We start from the raw sequence: 19,120 nt of genomic DNA on the forward strand, positions 1-19,120 counted from the left end.
ATCCCCCCGCTTCTAACGCGAGACAGAAGTAGAGACTATGCTGCGGCCGTGAGCCGTTGCTTCGGCGTTACGCCACAGAGGCCCATGTTGGGGCGCTCGTGATTGTATTGCCACATCCATTCGGTCGCAAAGTGCTGCACATGTGCAAGGTCATCCCAGTAGTACTGCGACAGCCATTCAGATCGCACTGTCCGGTTGAACCGCTCGACGTAGGCGTTCTGCTGCGGCTTGCCGGGCCGAATGGGACCTGTCCGAAATCTTGTGTGCCGAGGCCGGTTAAGAAATCTCAGCTGATGGCGCTGGTGAATCGCTCGCCGAACAGAATGGCGGACTGTGCAACGGCTTGCCGCCAGGTGATAGGCGGCATCTTCCAATCCTTCTCGATGTTGCGCAAGGCCAGATACAGCAGTTTGCTGGCGGCTTCGTCGCTTGGGAAGTGGCCCCGGTTCTTGACAATCTTGCGCAGCTGCATGTGCATGCTCTCGATCGCATTGGTTGTGTAGACGATTCGACGCACCTCGGGCGGATAGGCGAAAAAGGGAATCACCTGTTCCCATTGGCGCTGCCACATCGCCGCGATAGTCGGAAATCTGCGGCCCCACTCGCTGCCGGCAAAGGCGTCGAGCGCCGCTGCCGCCGCCTCGGCGGTGACGGCCTGGTAGATCGGCTTGATAGCCGCAGCCAGCGGCTTGCGGTCCTTCCAGCTCGCCAGCGTCAGCGAATTGCGGATCACGTGCACGATGCAGGTCTGGATCTGCGCGGCCGGATAGACCGTCTCGATCGCTTCGGGAAAGCCGCGCAAGCCGTCGACCACCGCGATCAGGATGTCGTGCAAGCCGCGGTTCTTCAGTTCGTTGAAGACCTTCAGCCAGAACTTGGCGCCCTCGGTTTGCTCGATCCACAAGCCCAGCACTTCCTTGCGACCGTCGGCGCGGATGCCCAGCGCCAGATAGACCGCCTTGTTCCTGACCGTGCCCTCGTCGCGGATCTTAAGGCGCAGCGCGTCGAAGTACACGATCGGATACATGGCCTCGAGCGGGCGTTGCTGCCACTGCTCGACCTCGGCCAGCACCTCGTCGGTGACCGTCGAAATCAGATCGGGCGAGACCTGCAGTCCGTACAACTCCAGCAAATGGCCCTGAATCTCGCGCACGCTCATGCCGCGCGCGTACATGCTGATGATGTGGTCATCGAAGCCGGGCAGCCGGCGTTGATACTTGCCGACCAGTTGCGGCTCGAATGTCGCTTGCCGGTCGCGCGGGATATCCAGCATCAGTTCGCCATTGGGCGTCAGCACCGTCTCGGGGCTCGTGCCGTTGCGGTGGTTGCCAGACTGGCCTTGCTCGGTCTCGGCTTGCAGATGGTGGCTCAGCTCGGCCGCGAGCATGCGCTCGGCCAGTTGCTTCTTGAGCTGGCCGGCAAGACCGGATTCGCCCAAGACCGACTCGGCATCCTTGCCCTGCACCTGGGCAAGCAACTGATCGATCAATTCGTCGGAGAACAGTTTCGGTGCCTTCGGGTTCTTACTCTTCTTTGTCACGGTTGCTTCGGTCATAGGACGTTATTTCCTCTATCGTCTCATGACCTCGGCACACAGGAAATCTGACAGGCTCGCTGAATGTAGTTCAGCGCGATACCCTGCGCCATCGCCCATTGCGTGATCGAATCACTCAGATATTCAGGGCCGTTATCGCACCGTATCGCCATTGGCTTTCCCCGCCAGCCGATGATCTGCTCGAGCGCCCGTATGACTCGCGCCGAGGGTAGCGAGAAGTCGATCTCGATGCCCAGTGCCTCCCGGTTGAAATCGTCGATCACGTTGAGCAGCCGGATACTGCGACCGTCCTTCAACTGGTCGTGCATGAAATCCATCGACCACACCGCATTCACCGCCGCCGGCACCATCAGTGGCTCTGGCACCTGTCGTACAAGCCGCTTGCGAGGCTTGATGCGCAAGTTCAGCTCAAGCTCCCGGTAAATCCGGTACACGCGCTTGTGATTCCACCCGAAGCCCTTCACGTTGCGCAGGTACAGGAAACACAGCCCAAAGCCCCAATTGCGGTGATTGTCGGTCAGCCGTAGCAGCCAGTCGGCGATCTGCTCATTCTCTTCATTGTGCAGCCGCTCGTAGCGGTAGCACGTCCGGCTTATGCCAAGCGCCTCGCACGCAAGCCGGATCGATACGCCCCGGCGTGCAACTGCGTCTCTGGCCATCTCGCGGCGGGTAGATGGCCTCAGTCTTTTTTTGCCAGCGCTTCTGCGACGATCTCCGCCTTGATCTTCTCTTCGACGTACATCTTGCGCAGCCGCGCGTTCTGCGCTTCGAGTTCCTTCATCCGCGCCATCAGCGACACGTCCATGCCGCCGTACTTGCCGCGCCAGTTGTAGAAGGTTGCCGTGCTGATGCCCAACTCGCGGCAGAGTTCCGGCACGGCAATGCCCGACTCCGCCCGCTTGAGCGCTTCCATGATCTGGCTGTCTGTGAACTTTGACTTCTTCATTGCGTAGAACTCCCGTTGCTGGAAATTCTACTTCTGATCCCGATTACTTAATGGGTGTGACCTGCCCTGGAATTTTCGGACCAGCTGAAACTTGAGAGAATGGCTTCCTACGGAGAGAAGGAAGTCATGAAGAAGAGCCGGTTTACCGAAGAGCAGATGGTCACGATCCTGCGGGAGGCGGAGCATCGGCACGGCGCCTTCGCGCACGCATCGCGGCGCGCAGGCGCGCACGCCGCAACGGGCGCCCGGCACGAAGAAACAGCGCGAACTCACGCAACAGGACCTGGAGGCAACGATGATGGCGTTACATGAACGAAAGCGCGGCGCACAGCCATCCAAAAACCGCTCCGCGGTCAGCAAACGATGAAGTCCATGCACCTGCGCCCTGCCCGTTCAACCGTGCGTCTTCAACACTACGTGAGGGTAAAACCCAAGGACAGATACGACATCTGTATTTAGCCCGCACTCCGACATTTAAATCTGGCCATGACACGTGAAACGCTTATGACGGCTCGTTATCGCCCAAGCCGTCGTAATCAGCGCTGTTCGTCTCACTCCTGCGCTGGCGCTGCCGGGTTGCGCGTATTGCCGTCGTCCGCTTCGGTCAAAGGCAGATCGGCTGCCGGATCATCGGATTTCGGCGCGGGCTGCGCGGCTTTGTCGGTATCGACGACATCGGTTCCGGGTTCGTTTTGCGGAATGCTCATAATCTTCTCCGTTCGGTCGTTGAGAGACTGGAATGCGGTACCGATGACTCAGCATCGCGGATGCCTGATCGCGGAATACGCGTTGCTTGCCTATCGGCAATACCTTCTCAACGGAGCCGACCATGTCCGCGACAGCCAACTCGAGCAGCAACCCGCCCGAAAATCCCGTCGACTCGGAGGGACTGACCGACCTCGGCCCGGCGCAGCCGGAAGATCCGCCACATCCGCCGCAAGCGGACGCCGATTTGCGCGATCCGCCCAGTCCGGCTGGCGTGCCGCGCCAAGACGGCAAGTAATAAAAACGCCCGAATCACCGATGTCGATAACTCGAACGGCGCCATTCATTCTTGTTCCGGCGCCGTCGAGTGATTCAGTGACGATAATCAAAATATCTGCATGGCCTTCGCGTGAACGCCTCAACTATGCTTGAAAGAACCCTGCTCCGCGTCCGATACCATTCCACCGAGCGCATCGGAATAAATAAGAAAATCCTCAACAACGGACGCTTTCCAAATCCGATCATAAAAATAAATCGTTCAGCGGGGGTTTCCGCGTTATCCTGATTCCAAAGCGGCACACCTTTCAACCCACATGAGGCGCAAGGATGACACCGGGAGTAAAATTGCATCGAATGCTGATCGCGGATACCACACCGATGATCGCGCAAGGCCTGAAACTGCTTTTGAACGATGGCTCGCTTCCGGTTCTCGTCGGAATATCATCGTGCAGGATAGAATTAATGGATCGGCTCCAACACAGCAAAACCGACCTGCTTATTCTCGATCCGGCATTCGTGCAGCGCGATCTGGATCTCGGAAATATGGATTCCATCGCCTCGCTCAGTCACCGCTTTCCCCGCCTTTCGATTCTCCTGCATACTACCGTTACTGATCCGCAGCTTCTGGAGAAAATGTCGAAGCTGGACCGATTCAGCATTGCAAGCAAAGCGGACGAATTACAGGACGTGGTGCAAATCGTAAGGCGCTTGCTCAAAGGCGAAACCGACATAATGTCGCCGAAAACAGAACGCATGATCTGCCAAGCGCGAAGTCTTCGAAGGCTGCTACCGGAGCTGTACGCCTTCTAGCTGCATCAACTCGTCGGACGACCCACCGCGATCTATACTGAAAGCGCGCTCGAAATCGTCAAATTTCTTTGAAGATTCATTCACCGAGCGAAACGTTCCCGGGCACCGTGCCATAGTCGCGTGATTCACGCTTGGGATTCAGCCCTGGCCGAACACCGCGCACTTTTACGACACGACAGCATGCTCGAACACTACGACGATCTTTATCCGAAACTGTACGCCGGCGATGTCGAGGAATGCTCGCGCTTTCTCGAGGAACGGCGCGCGGTGGATGGAAACACTGCCGAATACTGGCATTGGCGCGCAATAGTGCATCTGCGCGCCGGCCAATTTCATCAGGCGCTCGATATTTGCTTCATGCTGACGCGCCTGTCCGACACGTTTGCTTTTCATGTGCATTGCATGTGCGACGTGGCCGGGCATCTCGGCCTGAAAGAAGTGGCGCTTGCCGGCGTCGAATCGTTTGCCCGCAAGGCGTCCACGCCGGAAATCGCCGCTTTTCTGTGGCGCGTGTACGGCTGGCATTATCTCGGCGATGACGAGCGCGTACTCGAACTCACAGCGGACGGCATCGACGAGCACTCCGTCTTCGTACTCAGCCATCATCAGGCGCGCAGTCGCATGCGGTTGCACGGCATCGCGGATGGCGTCGAGGCGATGCACCGCTACTGGTCGTCGGACGAAGCGCGGCGCGTGCTTTTTCCTCACGTGAACCGTGAGGGCTACTGGACGGGTCAGCGCGCCCTGCCCGCGCGCCTGTCGGTGCGGCTCATCGCGTCGGGCTTCGGCGATCTCGTGAACTGGGCGCGCTACATCGGCGCGTTGCAGGCAATGGGCGTCGATGTCGACTACGACTCCGACCTGTTCCGTGTCACGACGCCCCAGTCCGATCAGGCCGATTTCGTCCGGGCCATGCAAGCGGCCGGCTTCACGCAACCCACCGGCGACGGCGCGATGTGGACGGACCCGTTCACGCTTTTCACCGCCCTCTTTCCGGTGCTCGGTCACGCGGCGTCGCACCGGTACATCGAGCCGGCGGACCCATCGAGCGTCGATGCCGTCATCGACCGCATCTGGCATCGGGCGCGCGGACGCCGCTGCATCGGCGTGTTCTGGTCGTCGTGCGAATCGGCGAACAACTTCGCGAGCCGCAGTCTCACCCTGCCCGACCTCGACCCGCTGTTCGACAGCCTGAGCGACGTGTACTGGGTCGTCATGCAGCGCGGATTCGAACGCCGCCGCTGGCTGAACGACCCGCGCTCGGCCGATCTGGACCGCTTCACGACGCTCGACCTCGACATGACGCTGGGTCAGTCGGCGGCGCTGATCGACCGGCTGGACGCGTTCATCGGCAATGATGGCGGCCTCACGCATTTCGCCGGCGCGCTCGGCAAGCGCAGCTACCTGTTTCTGAACCACGTGGCCGAATGGCGCTACGAACGCGAAGGCAGCGCGACTGCCTGGTATCCGAACATGCGACTCGTTCGGGCGCGCGAACTGGGCGCGTGGGGCGATGTCGTCGGCACCTTGCAGCGATCGCTCGGTGCCGACGCACGCTAGGCGCGTCGTCAGCGCGCGACCGCGCGGAACCCGTACTCCTCGCGAGCGCCGTAGCGCCCCGGCGCGAAGCCATTGAACACGTGTCCGCCCACTTTCGCGCCGACGTTCTCCAGCCGGCGCAAGGTCTCTTCCAGTTGCCGTGCGCCTGTGCGATCCGCCCGCGAAACCAGCAGCACGAGGTCGCAATCGTGCATCGCGATGGAAAGCGCGTCGCTGACCGGCAGCACCGGCGGCGAATCGATCACCACATAGTCGTAGATGTCGCGCAGCATCGACAGCGTTTCCTGGAACGCCGGACGCCCCAGGAGTTCTGCGGGATTCTCGGGATAGAACGCGCCGGCGTCGATCATCGAAAGACCGCCGCCGAGCGACACGATCGCTTCATCCACGCGCGCGGAGCCTTCCAGCACTTCCGCGAGACCCGGTCCGGTGCGGCCATCGACGAGATGACGCAGACGCCCCTGCCGCATGTCCGCGTCGATGAGCAGCACGGACGCACGCGTTTCCGCGAGCAGATAAGCGAAGTTCGACGAGACGAAGCTCTTGCCCACGCCCTGCGTCGGGCCGGTGAAAAGAATCACCTTGCCGCGATGATCGTCCGCGTTGGCGACGTAGCGCGGATTCATCACGGTCGTGGTCGCGCCGAATGACATCGCGTTCAGCGAACTGAGCGGGTTCAGTCCGCTCAGTCCCGGATGACCCATCGGTACCGGCGCGCCGCTCAGCATTGCGCGGACGCTGTTGCGCAAGGAACGCAGCGCCTCGATGCTCGGATCGGTCGGACTCGTCATGGCGAGCAGTTTCGCGGGCGCGGCGTTGTGCGTCAACGCGCGGACGTCCTGCCGCAATTGCGCCGTCGAACGTGCGATGACGGCAAGACGCGGCAACTGCGAGAACTGGTCGATTTCTTCCGGACTCCGAAGCTCCCGGCGATTCAACGCGATCAGATAGATCGACACCGTGCTGATGAACAAGCCGCCGAAGATCGAGCCGAGCAGCACGATCCAGGCGCGCGGCCACGACTGCTTTTCCGGCGCGACAGCCCAGTCCACGACCGCCACGCCGGGCGGCGTGCTGGCGGCCGCGACTTCGAGTTGCTGCGCATTCGTGAGCACGCTCGTGTAGAGCTGCGTCGTGACGGCGACATCGCGCGCAAGCTCGACGTATTGCCGCTGCACAGTCGGCAGATTCGCGGCGATCTTGGACGTATCGGCGATCTCACGCTTGACCTGATTCAGTTGCGTGAGCGCGCTCTGATAGTTCTCGTTGTCGGGCTTATAGCGATGCTGCGCGGCATCGAGCGCGAGTTGCAGCGTGGTCTGCTGCTCTTCCAGCCGGCTCATGCGCGTGATGAGCGCGGTGTTCTGCTGCGCCATGTCCACGGTGCCGGTCTGCGTGCGAAACGCGTTGAGGCGCCGCTCCGCCGTTTCGAGATCCTGTTTCAGCGCGGGCAGGCGCTGCTTCAGGAAGTCGAGGCTCGTCTGCGCCTGCGCTGCACGGCGTTCGACATCACGCTCCTGATACGTCTTGATGATCGCGTTGACCATCGCCTGCGCGAGCAGCGGCGATTCGGCCTGATAGCTCAAGTGAATCAGCGACGGATCGCGCAACGACGATTCGCGCGGCGGGATCGACGTGCGCAGACGCGAAATCACGTTGTCGAACGTCATCTGCTGCGAGTACTTGCGCAATTCGAAGCTGACGCCGGGCCGCGCACGCAACATGTCGATGCGCAACTCGCCGGGCGCCTGTCCATCCGCCGTGTTGACCTGGAACGACACGGTCTCGCCGACGCGCCCTTGCGCGAGCTGCCTGTCGTCCTTGTCATACAGCGTCCAGCGCCCCGCCGGACCCGCGACGACGTGAAACTTCGCCTTGTACGCGGCTTCGGGCACCGTGAAGACGCCGGCCTTCAGACGCTCCCCGCCCCATGCGAACTGATCGAGCCCGAAGAGCGATGGCGCGAGTTCGTTGTCGCTCGCATGCCGCGACGCGAGAAAGCTGCCGATCAGCGGAAAGTGACTCTTCGTCTCGACGACAGTCTCCGCGCCTGTCTGCACGATGGCCGCGCTCACCACCGAGCGCGAGGTCAGCACGTCGCTTTCGTCGTTAGCGGAAGCATCGGCAGCCATGGAACCGGAGACATCGGAGAGCGCACTGATCGACGTGCCCGCCTTGCTCTGCACGCGCAACAGGGCTTCGGCGCGGTACTGCGGCGTGGCGAGCAGCACATACAGCACGCCCGCCGCGCAGCATGTGCCGGTGACTGCGCCCAACAGCGTCTTGTGGCGCACGACGCTGCGCCACAGATCGACGAGACCGTCGCCGCGTTGCGGAACTGGCGTCATGGCCGGGCGCATATTATATGAAAGCATGTTATATCCCTACGAAGAAGTAAAAGACCACGGACGTCAGCTACATTTCCAAGAAAGGCGCATTCCCTCGCATGCGCCTTTTCTTTAGTACCACGAACTACGACGAAGCGACCGTGACGAATAGCGGTCCCTGCGCTTCCGTCACCGCGAGCACGCTGCGACCGCTCAACGCCGCGCCGTAAAGGTCGGTGACGAGCGCGCCCGCAGGCAGACGCGACACATCGAGATTCACCACGTTCCCCGCGCCGTAGCACCACACGACATATTTCGTCGCGTGCGAATCGTTCAGCTTCAGCACGATGTACTGCTGCTGCTCGTCGATGAAATAGCGCGCGTTCTTCGCATCCGCTGTGAATGCGAACAGATGCTTCACCGCCCGATAGGCCGGGAGCTTCCCGTTCTGCGCATCGAGCAAGCCGAAGTTATGCTCCATCTCCTTCGGATCGTTGCCGTCGTTGCGCATGTCGTAGTACGAAGTGAGCCGGACTTGCGCAATCCAGTTCGTCAATAGCAAACGCACGGCGTAGTTCGCCTGCCTCGCTCGTGCCTCGCAGGAATGACCATTGGCGATATCGGCTACATAGTGATAGCCGACGCTCGGGTACGACCATTCGGTCGCCCACACTTGCGGACGCCTCGCATAGGTCGAGAGATCCTCGCGCAACGCCCGATAGTCGCCGAGCACGGTCTCCGGTTCCTGCTGCCGGTACGGATGGACGCTCACAGCGTCCGGTCCCGTCTGCGTCGCGCTGATATCGCCCACGGCGCGAATGAAGTCGCGATCGACTTGCTGCACGCCACCCGTCGCGATGACCACCTCTGGATTCGCGGCACGCGTCGCTTTGACGGCCGTCCGCAGCAACGCGCGATACGCGGCCGGCGAAGGCGGCGCAAGCCAGTAGTCCTTATGGTCCTCTTCGTTCCACACTTCGAAGCTCACCGGTGCATTGCGATAGCGGTATGCCGCCTGATACGCATACGTCTGAAACGCGGCGAGTTGCGGCGCGGACGTCGGCGGTTGATCCGCGCTATACGCGTAATGCTTGTAGCCGAGAATGAACAGCGCCCCGAGGCCACGCGCCTTGAGATTGTTCACTAGACCATCGAACTCGCCGAAGTGCCAGCCGTCCGGCGCCTGCACCGCTTCCCAGAACAGGTCCGTTCGCACGAACGAGAAGCCGACGTCCTTCACGGCGTCGAGCAGCTTCGCATCGCTTATCTGGTGAATCGCGACGCCCGTGTTCGCGCGTGCCGTCGCGAACGACGGCAACGCGACATACGCACGCTCCAGCGACACCGGCGAGCCGTCGAGCGCGACGTTGGGCGTAGCCGATGCGGGCAGCATCGCCACGCATGCGGCCACCACGCCCGCCACCGCGATGCGCCGCGCGATGTTCGCTTTGCTGACGATCATGTCAAAGGCTCCCCAGTCCGTCGTGCGCGGATTCGAGCATCGGCTCGCGACGGACCGACTGCATGGCAGTCGCCGCCGGCATGCGAGGCCGCCATTGCGTCGCGGTCGATGGCATCGCCATGCGCCGTGCATGCGGCTCGATGGCGAATGCGCCCTGACGCAGATAAGCGAGCGTGATGCCGAGAAACAGCAGACAGCCGATGGATTCGCAGATGTCGGTCGTCGCGCACGCGAACAACAGATAGAGCAGCATGGCCCAGGAAGACCGGTCGTCGGGCTGCGCTCGCAACATCACGCGTACGAAAAACCCGATGAGCGCCACCGCGCCGAACGCGCCGAAACTCGCGAGCGCATAGAGCACCGTGTTGTCCGCATAGGCGACATTGAAGCCGAACGCGCTCTCGTAGTAAGTGGACGCCGAGCCGAAGCCGCCCGGCCCGAGACCCAGCCAGATGCGGTTATTCTTCAGGAGTCCTTCTATCAGGATCGGCCATGTGTTGAACATGCGGTCCTGAAACGAAGCAAGCGTCACGTAGCCGGTGCCGGAGAGATTGAACGCCGACGCCGCGATGAACGACGCAAGCGGAAAGCCGATGGCGAACGCGGTCGCCCAGAGGCAGGCGCGCTTCATCGTCATCGTCGAGAAAAAGCAGTGGACACCGACGACAAGCGCGAGCGCCACGGGCGCCGTCTTGTTGGTGGTGGCGTGAATGGCCGCGCCCGCTGCCACGAGCAACGCGCACTGCAACCAGCGATTGTCGGTCCGCATGAGAAGCCATGTCGTCAGAAGACCGGCCATGAGTCCCGTCGAGGCGCTGTCGCGCCCGAAGCCCGACAGCCGCGACGCGATGCCGACATAAGAGGACACCGCGACGCGCACGTTATGGCCGCCCACGGACACGCTCGTGCCGACCCACGGCAGCGTCATGAACGAGTTCGCGAGAATGCCGATGCCGCAGAGCGCGGCGAGCACCATGAAGCCCGCAGTCGCGACGCGTCCGTTGAGCAGCGCAAGCGCGTCGCGCGGTGCCGTGAGCGCGAAGAGCATGGGCGCCACCGTCCACACCCAGAACGCGACGGCTTGCGGCACGACGCCATGCGAGAGCGACACACAGGACTGCGCGAGCATGTAGAGCGCAATGAGCGCATGACTCGCCTTCGGACGCTTGATCAGCGTGAACAGCACCCACGCGAGCATCACCACCTTCGGCAGATACGCCGCCTGCGGCACGCCGATCATCGACGTGTAGTAGCGCACGACGCCCGAGAGCACGTCGCTTCCCACGGCGGCGAAAAACGTCGCGACCCACAGCTTGTCTTCGAGCGATGCCCTGTTCATTGTTTCACCGTCGCATGTCGCCGGGGATCGTCGGTTGCAGACTCGACCGCCGATCGCCTCTTGTTGTATGCGCTGTGCTTCCAGCGCGACGAACCCGGCCAGGCCCGCCCCCGTTGTCGAAAACTTACCGTTGCCATGCAGCCCCCTCCGTGCGCCTACGCACGCTCGTTCCGGGCGATTGTTCACGTTCACGTTTGCTATGTCCGCTTGCGCTCATAAAGCTCGCAACAGAGCAGCGCCGATGCCACGAATCGAAACGTTTGCTGCGATCGTTAGCGAACATAAGCGGGCTTATTGTCGTACCGCTACGGGTTTTTCCTCGTCATCGTCATGTGCCGCAAACGCGCGGGACGTCGTACATTAAGGCCATATCGGTACGATTGGATACGTGTAGGATTACGTACCAAACAAGCCAGAAAGAAATGCGCACCGGAAGGCGGTCGGGGCCGGACGCGCGGGGTCGCGGTATCGAACGCATCAAAAAAATTCAAAGAGGCTCGCCATGAGTCAGACCAGCACGCACGCCTGCGACGCCGCACGCGTGAGCTACGGCAACGCCGTGCTCTTCTTTACGAGGCCCGCGCCACGCGGCCCCCGATGAACCTCGCGCCTCAACGAATCGCCGTCTTTTTTCACGTCATCTCCGAGAGCGCATATGAACGCACAAGACCGTGCCGCGTTGACGCAGGCATCGAAGGGCAGTATCGCGGTATTCGAATCCGTGGTGCCACAGGCAACATTGAGCGCCATTAACCGCATGCTGGATGCGGCCTATGCCGCGACGCAGGACCACGAACAGTTTTTCGGCAGCGCCAAGGACGTCGTGCATACCTTGCGCGACATTCCGGCCTTCAAGACACTCGAGAACGAGGCCGTGCGCGCCGCGTCCGACTGGCTCAAGTCGACGATGCCGGTCAACGCGACGGTCGGACCGTGGTTTGGACTTCGCATCGGAAGCAGCACGACGACGGCGGGCAGTCATTGCCGCCATTTCGACTCGCACGTGCTCACGCTCGTCATCGTATTGAAGACGGCGAGCGATCAGGAGAAGAGCGGCGATCTCGTCGTCTACCCGAAAACGCGCGGCATTCCGCGACGCCGCGACAACCTCTTGCGCAAGAGCGTGCAATGGGGCGAGCGCGGCCTGCCCTTCCCGCTTCGCGCAGCGCGCACGCAGCGTCACCTCGAACGCGGTTCCTGCTCACGCATTCGAGGCTTCGCGGGTGACGTGTACGTGTTCAACGGATTCCTGATGCAGCACTGCAACCTGGATGTGCTCGCGGGCGAACGCCGCAGCCTCATCATTCACTATCTGGACCCGGGCTTGTCGATGGGGCTCTCGGCGATCAACCGGCTGCGTCGCCATGCGACAGCCGTGCCGACCGATGCCGTGCGTCCTGTCGAACCGGTCACCGGGATGGATGCGCTCTGAGGGGATCGCTTAACGCGGGCTCGACCGCTGCCCGCTCGCGGGGCCGGACGTGAAAGCGCCGGTCAGCCGGCACCCGTGGCGCACCACTCGCGCCACATGGCGCGATAGGCGTTCTCGAGATTGCGCGTGAACCGCGGAGCGTTCATCATCGGCGAATGCTCGAGGCGGGAACGCAGCGATGCGCGCAGTCCGGCTAGCCGCGGGGTATCGCTGGCCAGGCGCGTGACGATATCGACGTAAGCCGCGTCGTCATACGCCACGAGTTCGGGCAATCCGAGGTTCATCAGCAGGCTCAGTCCCGCGCGGCTGCAAGCGGTTTCGCCCGCGCGCGACGGCACCGGCACGCCCATCCACAAGGCGTCGAGGCTGGTGGTGTGGCCGTTGTACGGGAACGTGTCCAGACCGATGTCGATGGCGTTGTAGGTGTTCAGATACGCGCCGCGCTCCTGATAACCGACGAACGCGACGCGCGACATGTCCACGCCCAATGCGCTCAGACGTTCACTGAAGCGTTCCCGCGCGCCGGGCTCTGCCAAAAGGATGAAGCGCGCGTCCGGCGTCGCGGCCAGCACCGCGGCCCACATGCGAAGTGTGCGTCCGGATGCCTTGCACGGATTATTCAGGCATCCGAATGTGATGAAGCCGTTGCGCTGCGCCGGTAACGGCCCGACGTCGGGCGCGTCGGTCGTCGCGACGCGCGGATCGAAACACCAGAACGTCTCGGGCAGCCAGAGCGTCTGCTCGCTGTAGCGCTCGCCGACGCCCGGCTGATCGGGCGGATCGATCCAGAGATCGGTGAGCCGGTAGCGGATCGCGCGGCTGCCCGTCGTGCCCGGATACGCGAGCCACTGCACCTGCACCGGCGCGGGCCGCCGCGCGAACAACAGCGGACGGCCGCCCGCCATGTGCAGGGTGAGATCGACGAGCACGTCGATGCGATCATCGCGGATGAGTTGGGCGAGCGCCTCGTCGTCGAGCGCGTGGACGTCGCGCCAGACATCGGCCATCCCGCGAAACGACTCGGTTACCGCATCAGGCGCTTTCACGCTTGCGTAGAAGAATACTTCGAACGATGTGTGGTCGTGCTGCGCGAAAACGGGCGCGGTGAACATCGACTGGCAATGCGTCCGGAAGTCCGGCGCGACGTAGCCGATTCTGAGGCGCCGCGACGGCGACCGGTCATTCGTATAGTCAACAGCACGCTGAAGCAGCGGCGCTTCGTGTTGCGCGGAAAATCGCTGACATTCGTCGAGGATCGTCTTGGAGTCTTCCGCGTAGTAGGTCAGCGCGTAATTCAGATTGCGATGCACGCATTCATTGTCGGGCGCGCACGCGACCGCACGGCGAAACGCTTCGATGGCGTCGTCCATCCGGCTCATGTCCTTGAGCACGCTCGCGAGGTTGTTGTGGGCCTCGGCGGACCCCGGCTCAATGGCGATAGATTGCCTCAGAACGGCCTCGGCCTCCGGCAGCTGGTTCATGTCCCGCATGACGCGGCCCAGATTCGTGTAGGTGTGAGCGAAGTCCGGACGCAGTGCAATCGCGCTCCGATAGGCGGCTTGGGCCTCAGGCAGGCGACCCTCGCTGGCAAGGAGCACGCCGAGGTTGTAGTGCACGTCGGGATTGTCAGGATGTTGCGCGGCGAGTGCGCGATACGCCGCCTCCGCTTCCCTCACGCGACCGTCGTCGTGCAACAGGTGAGCAAGGCTCGCGCGAGCGTCCGAGTGATCCGGCTGCATGTCGAGCACGTCGCGATAGATCTGCTCGGCTTCCTTCATGCGGCCGGTTTCACGCCGCGCGCACGCGATGCCCATGAGCGCCTGCGTGCAGTCCGCGCGGATGGCTAGCGCCGCTTCGAATGCCGTCTCTGCTTCGGCCATGCGCCTCGTCTTGAGCAGCGCGTCGCCCAGGCTGCAATGCGCTTCCAGATAAGCGGGGCTCAGTCGCGCCGCGCGACGGTGGAAAACCTGTGCCCGCGCGTACTGGCCCATCTGCTGAAGAACGAGACCCAGATTTTGATGCGCGATGTCGAAGTCAGGACGCAGCGCGACCGCGCGTCTCAGGGCCGCCCGCGCTTCCTTCAGCCGTCCCTGCTCGCGCAGCAGGTTACCCCAATTGTTGAACGCCTCTGCATAGTCGGGACGGACCGACGTGGCGTCGCGGTACGCCGCTTCCGCTTCTGCCACGCGTCCAGCGCCACTCAGCAGATTCGCGAGGTTGTAATGCGCTTCGGCGAGTTCCGGGCGAAGGCGCAGTGCCTCGCGCAAGCACGCTTCGGCCTCCGCTGCCCGGCCGAGCGTGCGCAGCAGATTGCCGAGGTTGTAATGCGCTTCCGAAAAATCCGGGCGAATCGCGACAGCCCGCCGATACACCGGCTCGGCATCCACGAGCCGGCCCTGCGCCATGAGCAGATTCGCCAGATTGCCGTAGCTGCCGGCATGTTCCGGATGCGTATCGATGATGCGGCGCCAGTGTGCTTCCGCATCGTCCAGGCGGTTCAGTTGATAACAGCAGATAGCGGCGAGATTGCGGGCTTCGGGGTCGGCTGCCGGATCGTCGAGCATTGGTTGCAGGACGTCCAGCGCGGCGTCGAAGGTCCCGTTCGAGTAATGAGCGGCTGCGGTGTGATAGAGATTCGGATCGGAGACCATGAGCAGAAACGCGCGGGACCGCTGTTCGGGAAAGTTTTTAGAGGGTAAAACTAACAGACTGCCCGCACGGATTCGTCATTAACTATAAAGTCGCGCAAGAAGTGAAACGCGGCCCCGACGGGCGCCTCGCCGCGCCCGCGCCTCTCCATGCCGCTTGCGGATCATCTCAAAACCCCGCAAGCTCTCGGTTGCGGCGCGTGAGGCGCGCCGGGTCTGTAAATCGAAGAGGTCCCATGTCCGACAAATTGACGATGAACGAAGAGCGCAAAGGCTCCGATAACCCCGACCTGCTGTATCTCTTGCAGGGCGCCGAAGACTTCAGCCGCTTCGTCTTTCCCGACCGCGAGGCCCTTTTCAAGAGCCTCGCGCACCAGCAGGCGCCGCACACGCTTTTCATCACCTGCGCCGATTCGCGCGTGTCGCCGGAAATGATCACCCAGACGCATCCCGGCGAACTCTTCGTGTGCCGCAACATCGGCAATATCGTGCCGGCCTATGGGGAAATGCTCGGCGGCGTCTCGGCGGTGGTCGAGTTCGCCGTGCTCGCGCTGAACGTGCGGCAGATCGTCATCTGCGGCCACTCGGATTGCGGCGCGATGAAGGGGCTCGCGTCGGGCGCGACCATCGCCGACGAAATGCCGACGGTCCACGCGTGGCTGCGCAACGCGGAAGCCGCGCGCAGCGTCGTGATGACGAGAAAATTGGAGGAAACGCGCGTCGTGCAGGCGATGGTCGAAGAGAACATCCGCCTTCAGCTCACGCATTTGCGTACGCACCCGGCGGTCGCGGGACGGCTCGCGCTCGGCCAGCTACAGGTGCAGGGCTGGGTCTACGACATCGGGCAGGGCGAGGTGTCGGTTTTCGACGAAAGCGCAGGCGCGTTCGAATCGATTCCTAAGGCGCGCGAACGGCTGCTGCACAGCGGCTCGCGGTAAAACCCGTCGGCGCGACGGCGACGCGGCGAGCAACGCCGCGCCGTCTTGCCGACGCTCCGATGCTTATTGCACGCCCTTCTTGGCGGCGAGGTCCTGCGCCATCTTCAGATGCTGCTCGATGGTCGGCAATGCCTTTTGCGCGGCCTTCTTCAGATCCGCGTTCTGGCCGCCTTCGGCTTCCTTCTTGAACGCTTCGACCGCTTGCTGGTGCCCCTGCACGCCGACCTTCTGGATGTAGGCCGTATCGAATTCCTTCCCCTTCAGCCCCTTCAGCGAGTCGAGCACGGCCGTGTCGGAATTATCCTTCGGCACGGTCACGCCATGCGGTGCGGCCATCTTGAGCTGCATCGTCAGCTTGGTGTGATCGACCATCATGTGATGCGCGAAGTTCTTCACATCCTTGTCTTGCGACTGCTTGGTCGCGAGCTTGCTGGCGTCGATTTCCGTGGAACTGGACATCGACGCGGCCTGCACGAATTCCTTGTCAGGCGCGGACAAGTCGTTGGCCATCGTGGTGCTGGCCGCCTGCGTCTGCGCGAGCGCGACTGCCGGCGCGGCGGCAAAAAGCGCCGATGCCAGCGCGGTGAGCAGAACTGCATTGCGTTTCATTGATGCCTCCTTTGGCGGTGATAGCACCCTTCTTTAGCAATGGCGGTGCCACGCGTGGCCCGCCGCGCCTTCTTCCGCCGGAAAGTGCCTTGCTTGCTACACTTTCACTTCCCCGTCCTTTTCCCCATACGCCATGCCTGTCTACGACTACGAGTGTTCGCAATGCGGCGCGTTCGAAGCAGTCCGCCGTATAGCCGAACGCGACGAACCCGCCGCCTGCCCCGGCTGCGGCGCGACGGCTGGGCGCGTGACCATCGGCGCGCCATCCGTCGGATCGAGCGGCAGCTCGCAGCCCGTCAGCGAAGACGTCGGCAGCTACGGCATGCGGCATCGCGGCGGCTGTCCGTGCTGCTGAAGCGACGATTACCTCTTTGCCGCGCCATGCTTGGCAACGGCCGGGCATACGCGTTGCAATGTCCTCCGGACGCGCCGCGCGGCGTATGATGAAAACGGCAGCGGCATCGATGCCGGCGTCCTGCCTCTTCGTCGCGAACATCGCGGTCAGCGTGTACCAAGCCTTTCCACTTTTCCCACACTAGTCGAAACGGTTACTCGAACGAATAACAGGAGGTGATCAGGATGACGATAGAGTTCAGCGGGCGGCGTCATGTGGTAGCGGCAGCGCGTGTCGCATTCGAAGCGGCGGTGGACGGCCGCGAAGTCTGGTGCAGCGTGTCTCTGGATGCGCTCAACGACCACTTCGGTAACACCGGAACTTCGTCGCACGCCATCTTGAGCGCGTTCGAAGGAGGACGCCTTCAGATCGAGGAGGCCGCGCGCCGGGCGCTCGAGCGCAATGGCGGCGAGTCGGTCGAACTCGAAACCAGCGACTTTAAGAAGACTGCCTGACGTGTCGCAGGTCGACGCCGCCGCGCGGACTCACATGAGCGCCGGCAGCGTCGACGAGACATGGCCGCAAGGGATCGCGGCAGTCAATCAGGCGCGAAGAAGCGCGACAGCTTGTTCAATACTCATCAGACGGGCCACGGCGTCCGGCACAGGCCATAGTGGGCGGCTTGCGGCAGCGTGTCGCGCGGGTGCGGGCTTGTTCCATGGCGAGCGATATCAGTCGTAATTCATGCCTCTGTCGCCACTCGCACGATACGCCCGGCTCGCGGTGCTTCGATATCTCGGCGTGCAGCACTGTATCGCCGGACGGGTCAGCTAGAGCATCAGCGCGCCGCAGCAACTGGCTTTCCGTCGCTATACGCGTATCGACAGAAAGCACCCGCGGCCACCGCGACGATGCAAGCCCGCAAACAGCGGGAGCGCGACCGATCTGTGCCGTTTCGAAGCCGCGCGTGCCGAGCGCGAACGCGGGAAAGTTGCGTCAGTTCAAGGCGGATTGCGGCAGCGCGTCGCGCTGGAAAGGCCGTCGTAGGCGGCTTGCGGCAGCGTGTCGCGCGGGTGCCGGCTTTCTCCCTGGCGAGCGCGATCAGTCGTGATCCATGCCTCTGTCGCTATTCGCGCAACAATGCCCGGCTCGCGGTGCTTCGATATCTCGGCGTGCAGCACTAAATCGCCGGACGGGTCAGCTAGAGCACCAGCGCGCCGCAGCAACAGCCCTCCGTTGGCTACACGCGTATCGACGAAAAGCGCCTGCGGCCGCTATGACGATGCAAGCCCGCAACAGCGGCAGCGTGACCGAGCGGGACCCGTCCGAAGCCGCACATGCACCAGCGTGAACGCAAGAAAGTCGTGAATGTACGATCAGCACGCAGCAAGGCTCCGGCCCGTGTTTCGGCACGTTCGCGCTGCGTTGCGTCCCGACTTCGCGGTTCACGCAAGCTTCGTCATCAATGCGACCAAGGCGATCTGGCACAGCGATGAGTGCCGCGCCGATCCTGCCTCCGCGCAACGACGTGGCCCCGCAGCGACCCGCGACACGTCAGCGCGCGATCAGCAATCCGACGATCAGCCCGCCAATCGCCGCCACCGCGATGGACTTCCACGGGTTGTCGTGCACGAAATCATCGGTGCCTTCCGTGACCACCCGATAGCGCGCGACGGCGACATCCTGTGCGCCCGCGATCACGCGCTGCGCCCGGCGGCCCGCCGACACGCGTTCGGGACGAAACGGGCTGCCCTGCCCTTGCGATGCGGCGGAAGCGGGCTGGCCGAGCACGGCGGGACTGTCGCCGCCTTCCAGCACGCTGCCGCGAGCGTGGTAAGGCGCGGGATACGGTGCGTTGCGCGCGGGCTGCTGCACAGCGCCGGGCGTGTGCGGAGCGGCGTTCTGCTCGCCGCTGTGCTCCATGCCGGGGCCGAGCGCCGCGTCCATCGCGCGCTCGACGGCCTTGCGCGACACGGACGGTTCGCCCGGCGATGCCGCCGCGTTTCCGGTGCCTCCCGTACCGCTCGGCTTTGAATTTGCGTTCGCGTTCTCCATGGCGCTCTCCTTTGCGTCGTTGATGTTCACTACACGAGCCTTCCGTCGTTCGACCAGCAAGAGTCGCACCGACGAGCGAGACCCGCAACTCGACCGAACGGCATAGGCCGTGCGACGCAGA

The 19,120-nt window shown here is 63.0% G+C and carries 15 protein-coding genes and 2 pseudogenes; 7 read left to right on the plus strand and 10 right to left on the minus strand.

From position 1 onward, the window contains the following. Window positions 1–35: 35 nt before the first annotated feature. The 4 genes and pseudogenes from GV035_RS17305 to GV035_RS17320 form a co-directional block, all read right to left on the minus strand. Window positions 36–242, minus strand: a pseudogene (locus GV035_RS17305) (integrase core domain-containing protein); the annotation flags it as partial. 44 nt (window positions 243–286) lie between these two features. Then, window positions 287–1,555: an IS256 family transposase gene (locus GV035_RS17310; protein ID WP_159836237.1), complete on the minus strand. Its 1,269-nt coding sequence runs from the start codon at window positions 1,553–1,555 to the stop codon at window positions 287–289. Between the two features lie 59 nt (window positions 1,556–1,614). Beyond that, a pseudogene (locus GV035_RS17315) lies at window positions 1,615–2,501 on the minus strand (IS3 family transposase); the annotation flags it as partial. 551 nt (window positions 2,502–3,052) lie between these two features. Beyond that, entirely contained in the window at window positions 3,053–3,208 is a 156-nt protein-coding gene (locus GV035_RS17320) for a hypothetical protein (RefSeq protein WP_159836238.1), read from the minus strand. 122 nt (window positions 3,209–3,330) lie between these two features. On the opposite strand from GV035_RS17320, the gene GV035_RS17325 reads away from it, so the two are divergent. The 3 genes from GV035_RS17325 to GV035_RS17335 all read left to right on the plus strand — a co-directional run bounded on the left by GV035_RS17325 (window position 3,331) and on the right by GV035_RS17335 (window position 5,855). Next, window positions 3,331–3,504: a hypothetical protein gene (locus tag GV035_RS17325; protein WP_159836239.1), complete on the plus strand. Its 174-nt coding sequence runs from the start codon at window positions 3,331–3,333 to the stop codon at window positions 3,502–3,504. Between the two features lie 335 nt (window positions 3,505–3,839). Beyond that, entirely contained in the window at window positions 3,840–4,295 is a 456-nt protein-coding gene (locus tag GV035_RS17330; RefSeq protein WP_159836240.1) for a hypothetical protein, read from the plus strand. 180 nt (window positions 4,296–4,475) lie between these two features. Next, window positions 4,476–5,855: a glycosyltransferase family 9 protein gene (locus GV035_RS17335; protein ID WP_159836241.1), complete on the plus strand. Its 1,380-nt coding sequence runs from the start codon at window positions 4,476–4,478 to the stop codon at window positions 5,853–5,855. Window positions 5,856–5,863: 8 nt separating this feature from the next. Here GV035_RS17335 and GV035_RS17340 read toward each other — a convergent pair whose 3' ends face one another. From GV035_RS17340 to GV035_RS17350, 3 genes are all read right to left on the minus strand, one after another. After that, complete coding sequence (locus GV035_RS17340; protein WP_159836242.1) at window positions 5,864–8,203, minus strand: GNVR domain-containing protein; 2,340 nt, start codon at window positions 8,201–8,203, stop codon at window positions 5,864–5,866. Between the two features lie 124 nt (window positions 8,204–8,327). Beyond that, a complete protein-coding gene (locus GV035_RS17345; RefSeq protein WP_159836243.1) occupies window positions 8,328–9,644 on the minus strand; it encodes a cellulase family glycosylhydrolase in 1,317 nt (438 codons plus the stop codon). Between the two features lies 1 nt (window position 9,645). After that, window positions 9,646–10,983, minus strand: coding sequence for a hypothetical protein (locus GV035_RS17350; protein ID WP_159836244.1), 1,338 nt, complete (start codon window positions 10,981–10,983; stop codon window positions 9,646–9,648). A gap of 655 nt (window positions 10,984–11,638) precedes the next feature. On the opposite strand from GV035_RS17350, the gene GV035_RS17355 reads away from it, so the two are divergent. Then, entirely contained in the window at window positions 11,639–12,415 is a 777-nt protein-coding gene (locus GV035_RS17355) for a hypothetical protein (RefSeq protein WP_159836245.1), read from the plus strand. A gap of 62 nt (window positions 12,416–12,477) precedes the next feature. On the opposite strand, the gene GV035_RS17360 is transcribed toward GV035_RS17355, so the two are convergent. Beyond that, on the minus strand, window positions 12,478–15,066 hold the full coding sequence (locus GV035_RS17360) for a tetratricopeptide repeat protein (RefSeq protein WP_159836246.1): 2,589 nt from the start codon (window positions 15,064–15,066) through the stop codon (window positions 12,478–12,480). A 233-nt stretch (window positions 15,067–15,299) separates the two neighbouring features. On the opposite strand from GV035_RS17360, the gene GV035_RS17365 reads away from it, so the two are divergent. Further along, window positions 15,300–16,001 carry a carbonic anhydrase gene (locus GV035_RS17365; protein ID WP_159836247.1) on the plus strand — a complete coding sequence of 234 codons (702 nt, stop codon included), beginning with the start codon at window positions 15,300–15,302 and terminating at the stop codon, window positions 15,999–16,001. A 63-nt stretch (window positions 16,002–16,064) separates the two neighbouring features. Here the strand turns inward: GV035_RS17365 and GV035_RS17370 are convergent, their stop codons facing one another. Next, on the minus strand, window positions 16,065–16,610 hold the full coding sequence (locus tag GV035_RS17370) for a DUF4142 domain-containing protein (protein ID WP_159836248.1): 546 nt from the start codon (window positions 16,608–16,610) through the stop codon (window positions 16,065–16,067). Between the two features lie 133 nt (window positions 16,611–16,743). Between GV035_RS17370 and GV035_RS17375 the strand changes: the two genes are divergently transcribed. Continuing rightward, window positions 16,744–16,965, plus strand: coding sequence for an FmdB family zinc ribbon protein (locus GV035_RS17375; protein ID WP_159836249.1), 222 nt, complete (start codon window positions 16,744–16,746; stop codon window positions 16,963–16,965). 224 nt (window positions 16,966–17,189) lie between these two features. Continuing rightward, window positions 17,190–17,459 carry a DUF1488 domain-containing protein gene (locus tag GV035_RS17380; RefSeq protein ID WP_159836250.1) on the plus strand — a complete coding sequence of 90 codons (270 nt, stop codon included), beginning with the start codon at window positions 17,190–17,192 and terminating at the stop codon, window positions 17,457–17,459. 1,039 nt (window positions 17,460–18,498) lie between these two features. On the opposite strand, the gene GV035_RS17385 is transcribed toward GV035_RS17380, so the two are convergent. Next, window positions 18,499–18,999 carry a DUF883 family protein gene (locus tag GV035_RS17385; RefSeq protein ID WP_236572646.1) on the minus strand — a complete coding sequence of 167 codons (501 nt, stop codon included), beginning with the start codon at window positions 18,997–18,999 and terminating at the stop codon, window positions 18,499–18,501. Window positions 19,000–19,120 lie beyond the last annotated feature (121 nt).

It is taken from the genome of Burkholderia sp. 8Y (assembly GCF_902506145.1).
In the GTDB taxonomy this organism is placed as follows: Bacteria; Pseudomonadota; Gammaproteobacteria; order Burkholderiales; family Burkholderiaceae; genus Caballeronia.

Coding starts and splice junctions, on each gene's coding strand:
- GV035_RS17310 (WP_159836237.1), bottom strand. CDS start 1,555: ATGACCGAAGCAACCGTGACAAAGAAGAGTAAGAACCCGAAGGCACCG.
- GV035_RS17320 (WP_159836238.1), bottom strand. CDS start 3,208: ATGAGCATTCCGCAAAACGAACCCGGAACCGATGTCGTCGATACCGAC.
- GV035_RS17325 (WP_159836239.1), top strand. CDS start 3,331: ATGTCCGCGACAGCCAACTCGAGCAGCAACCCGCCCGAAAATCCCGTC.
- GV035_RS17330 (WP_159836240.1), top strand. CDS start 3,840: ATGCTGATCGCGGATACCACACCGATGATCGCGCAAGGCCTGAAACTG.
- GV035_RS17335 (WP_159836241.1), top strand. CDS start 4,476: ATGCTCGAACACTACGACGATCTTTATCCGAAACTGTACGCCGGCGAT.
- GV035_RS17340 (WP_159836242.1), bottom strand. CDS start 8,203: ATGACGCCAGTTCCGCAACGCGGCGACGGTCTCGTCGATCTGTGGCGC.
- GV035_RS17345 (WP_159836243.1), bottom strand. CDS start 9,644: ATGATCGTCAGCAAAGCGAACATCGCGCGGCGCATCGCGGTGGCGGGC.
- GV035_RS17350 (WP_159836244.1), bottom strand. CDS start 10,983: ATGAACAGGGCATCGCTCGAAGACAAGCTGTGGGTCGCGACGTTTTTC.
- GV035_RS17355 (WP_159836245.1), top strand. CDS start 11,639: ATGAACGCACAAGACCGTGCCGCGTTGACGCAGGCATCGAAGGGCAGT.
- GV035_RS17360 (WP_159836246.1), bottom strand. CDS start 15,066: ATGGTCTCCGATCCGAATCTCTATCACACCGCAGCCGCTCATTACTCG.
- GV035_RS17365 (WP_159836247.1), top strand. CDS start 15,300: ATGTCCGACAAATTGACGATGAACGAAGAGCGCAAAGGCTCCGATAAC.
- GV035_RS17370 (WP_159836248.1), bottom strand. CDS start 16,610: ATGAAACGCAATGCAGTTCTGCTCACCGCGCTGGCATCGGCGCTTTTT.
- GV035_RS17375 (WP_159836249.1), top strand. CDS start 16,744: ATGCCTGTCTACGACTACGAGTGTTCGCAATGCGGCGCGTTCGAAGCA.
- GV035_RS17380 (WP_159836250.1), top strand. CDS start 17,190: ATGACGATAGAGTTCAGCGGGCGGCGTCATGTGGTAGCGGCAGCGCGT.
- GV035_RS17385 (WP_236572646.1), bottom strand. CDS start 18,999: ATGGAGAACGCGAACGCAAATTCAAAGCCGAGCGGTACGGGAGGCACC.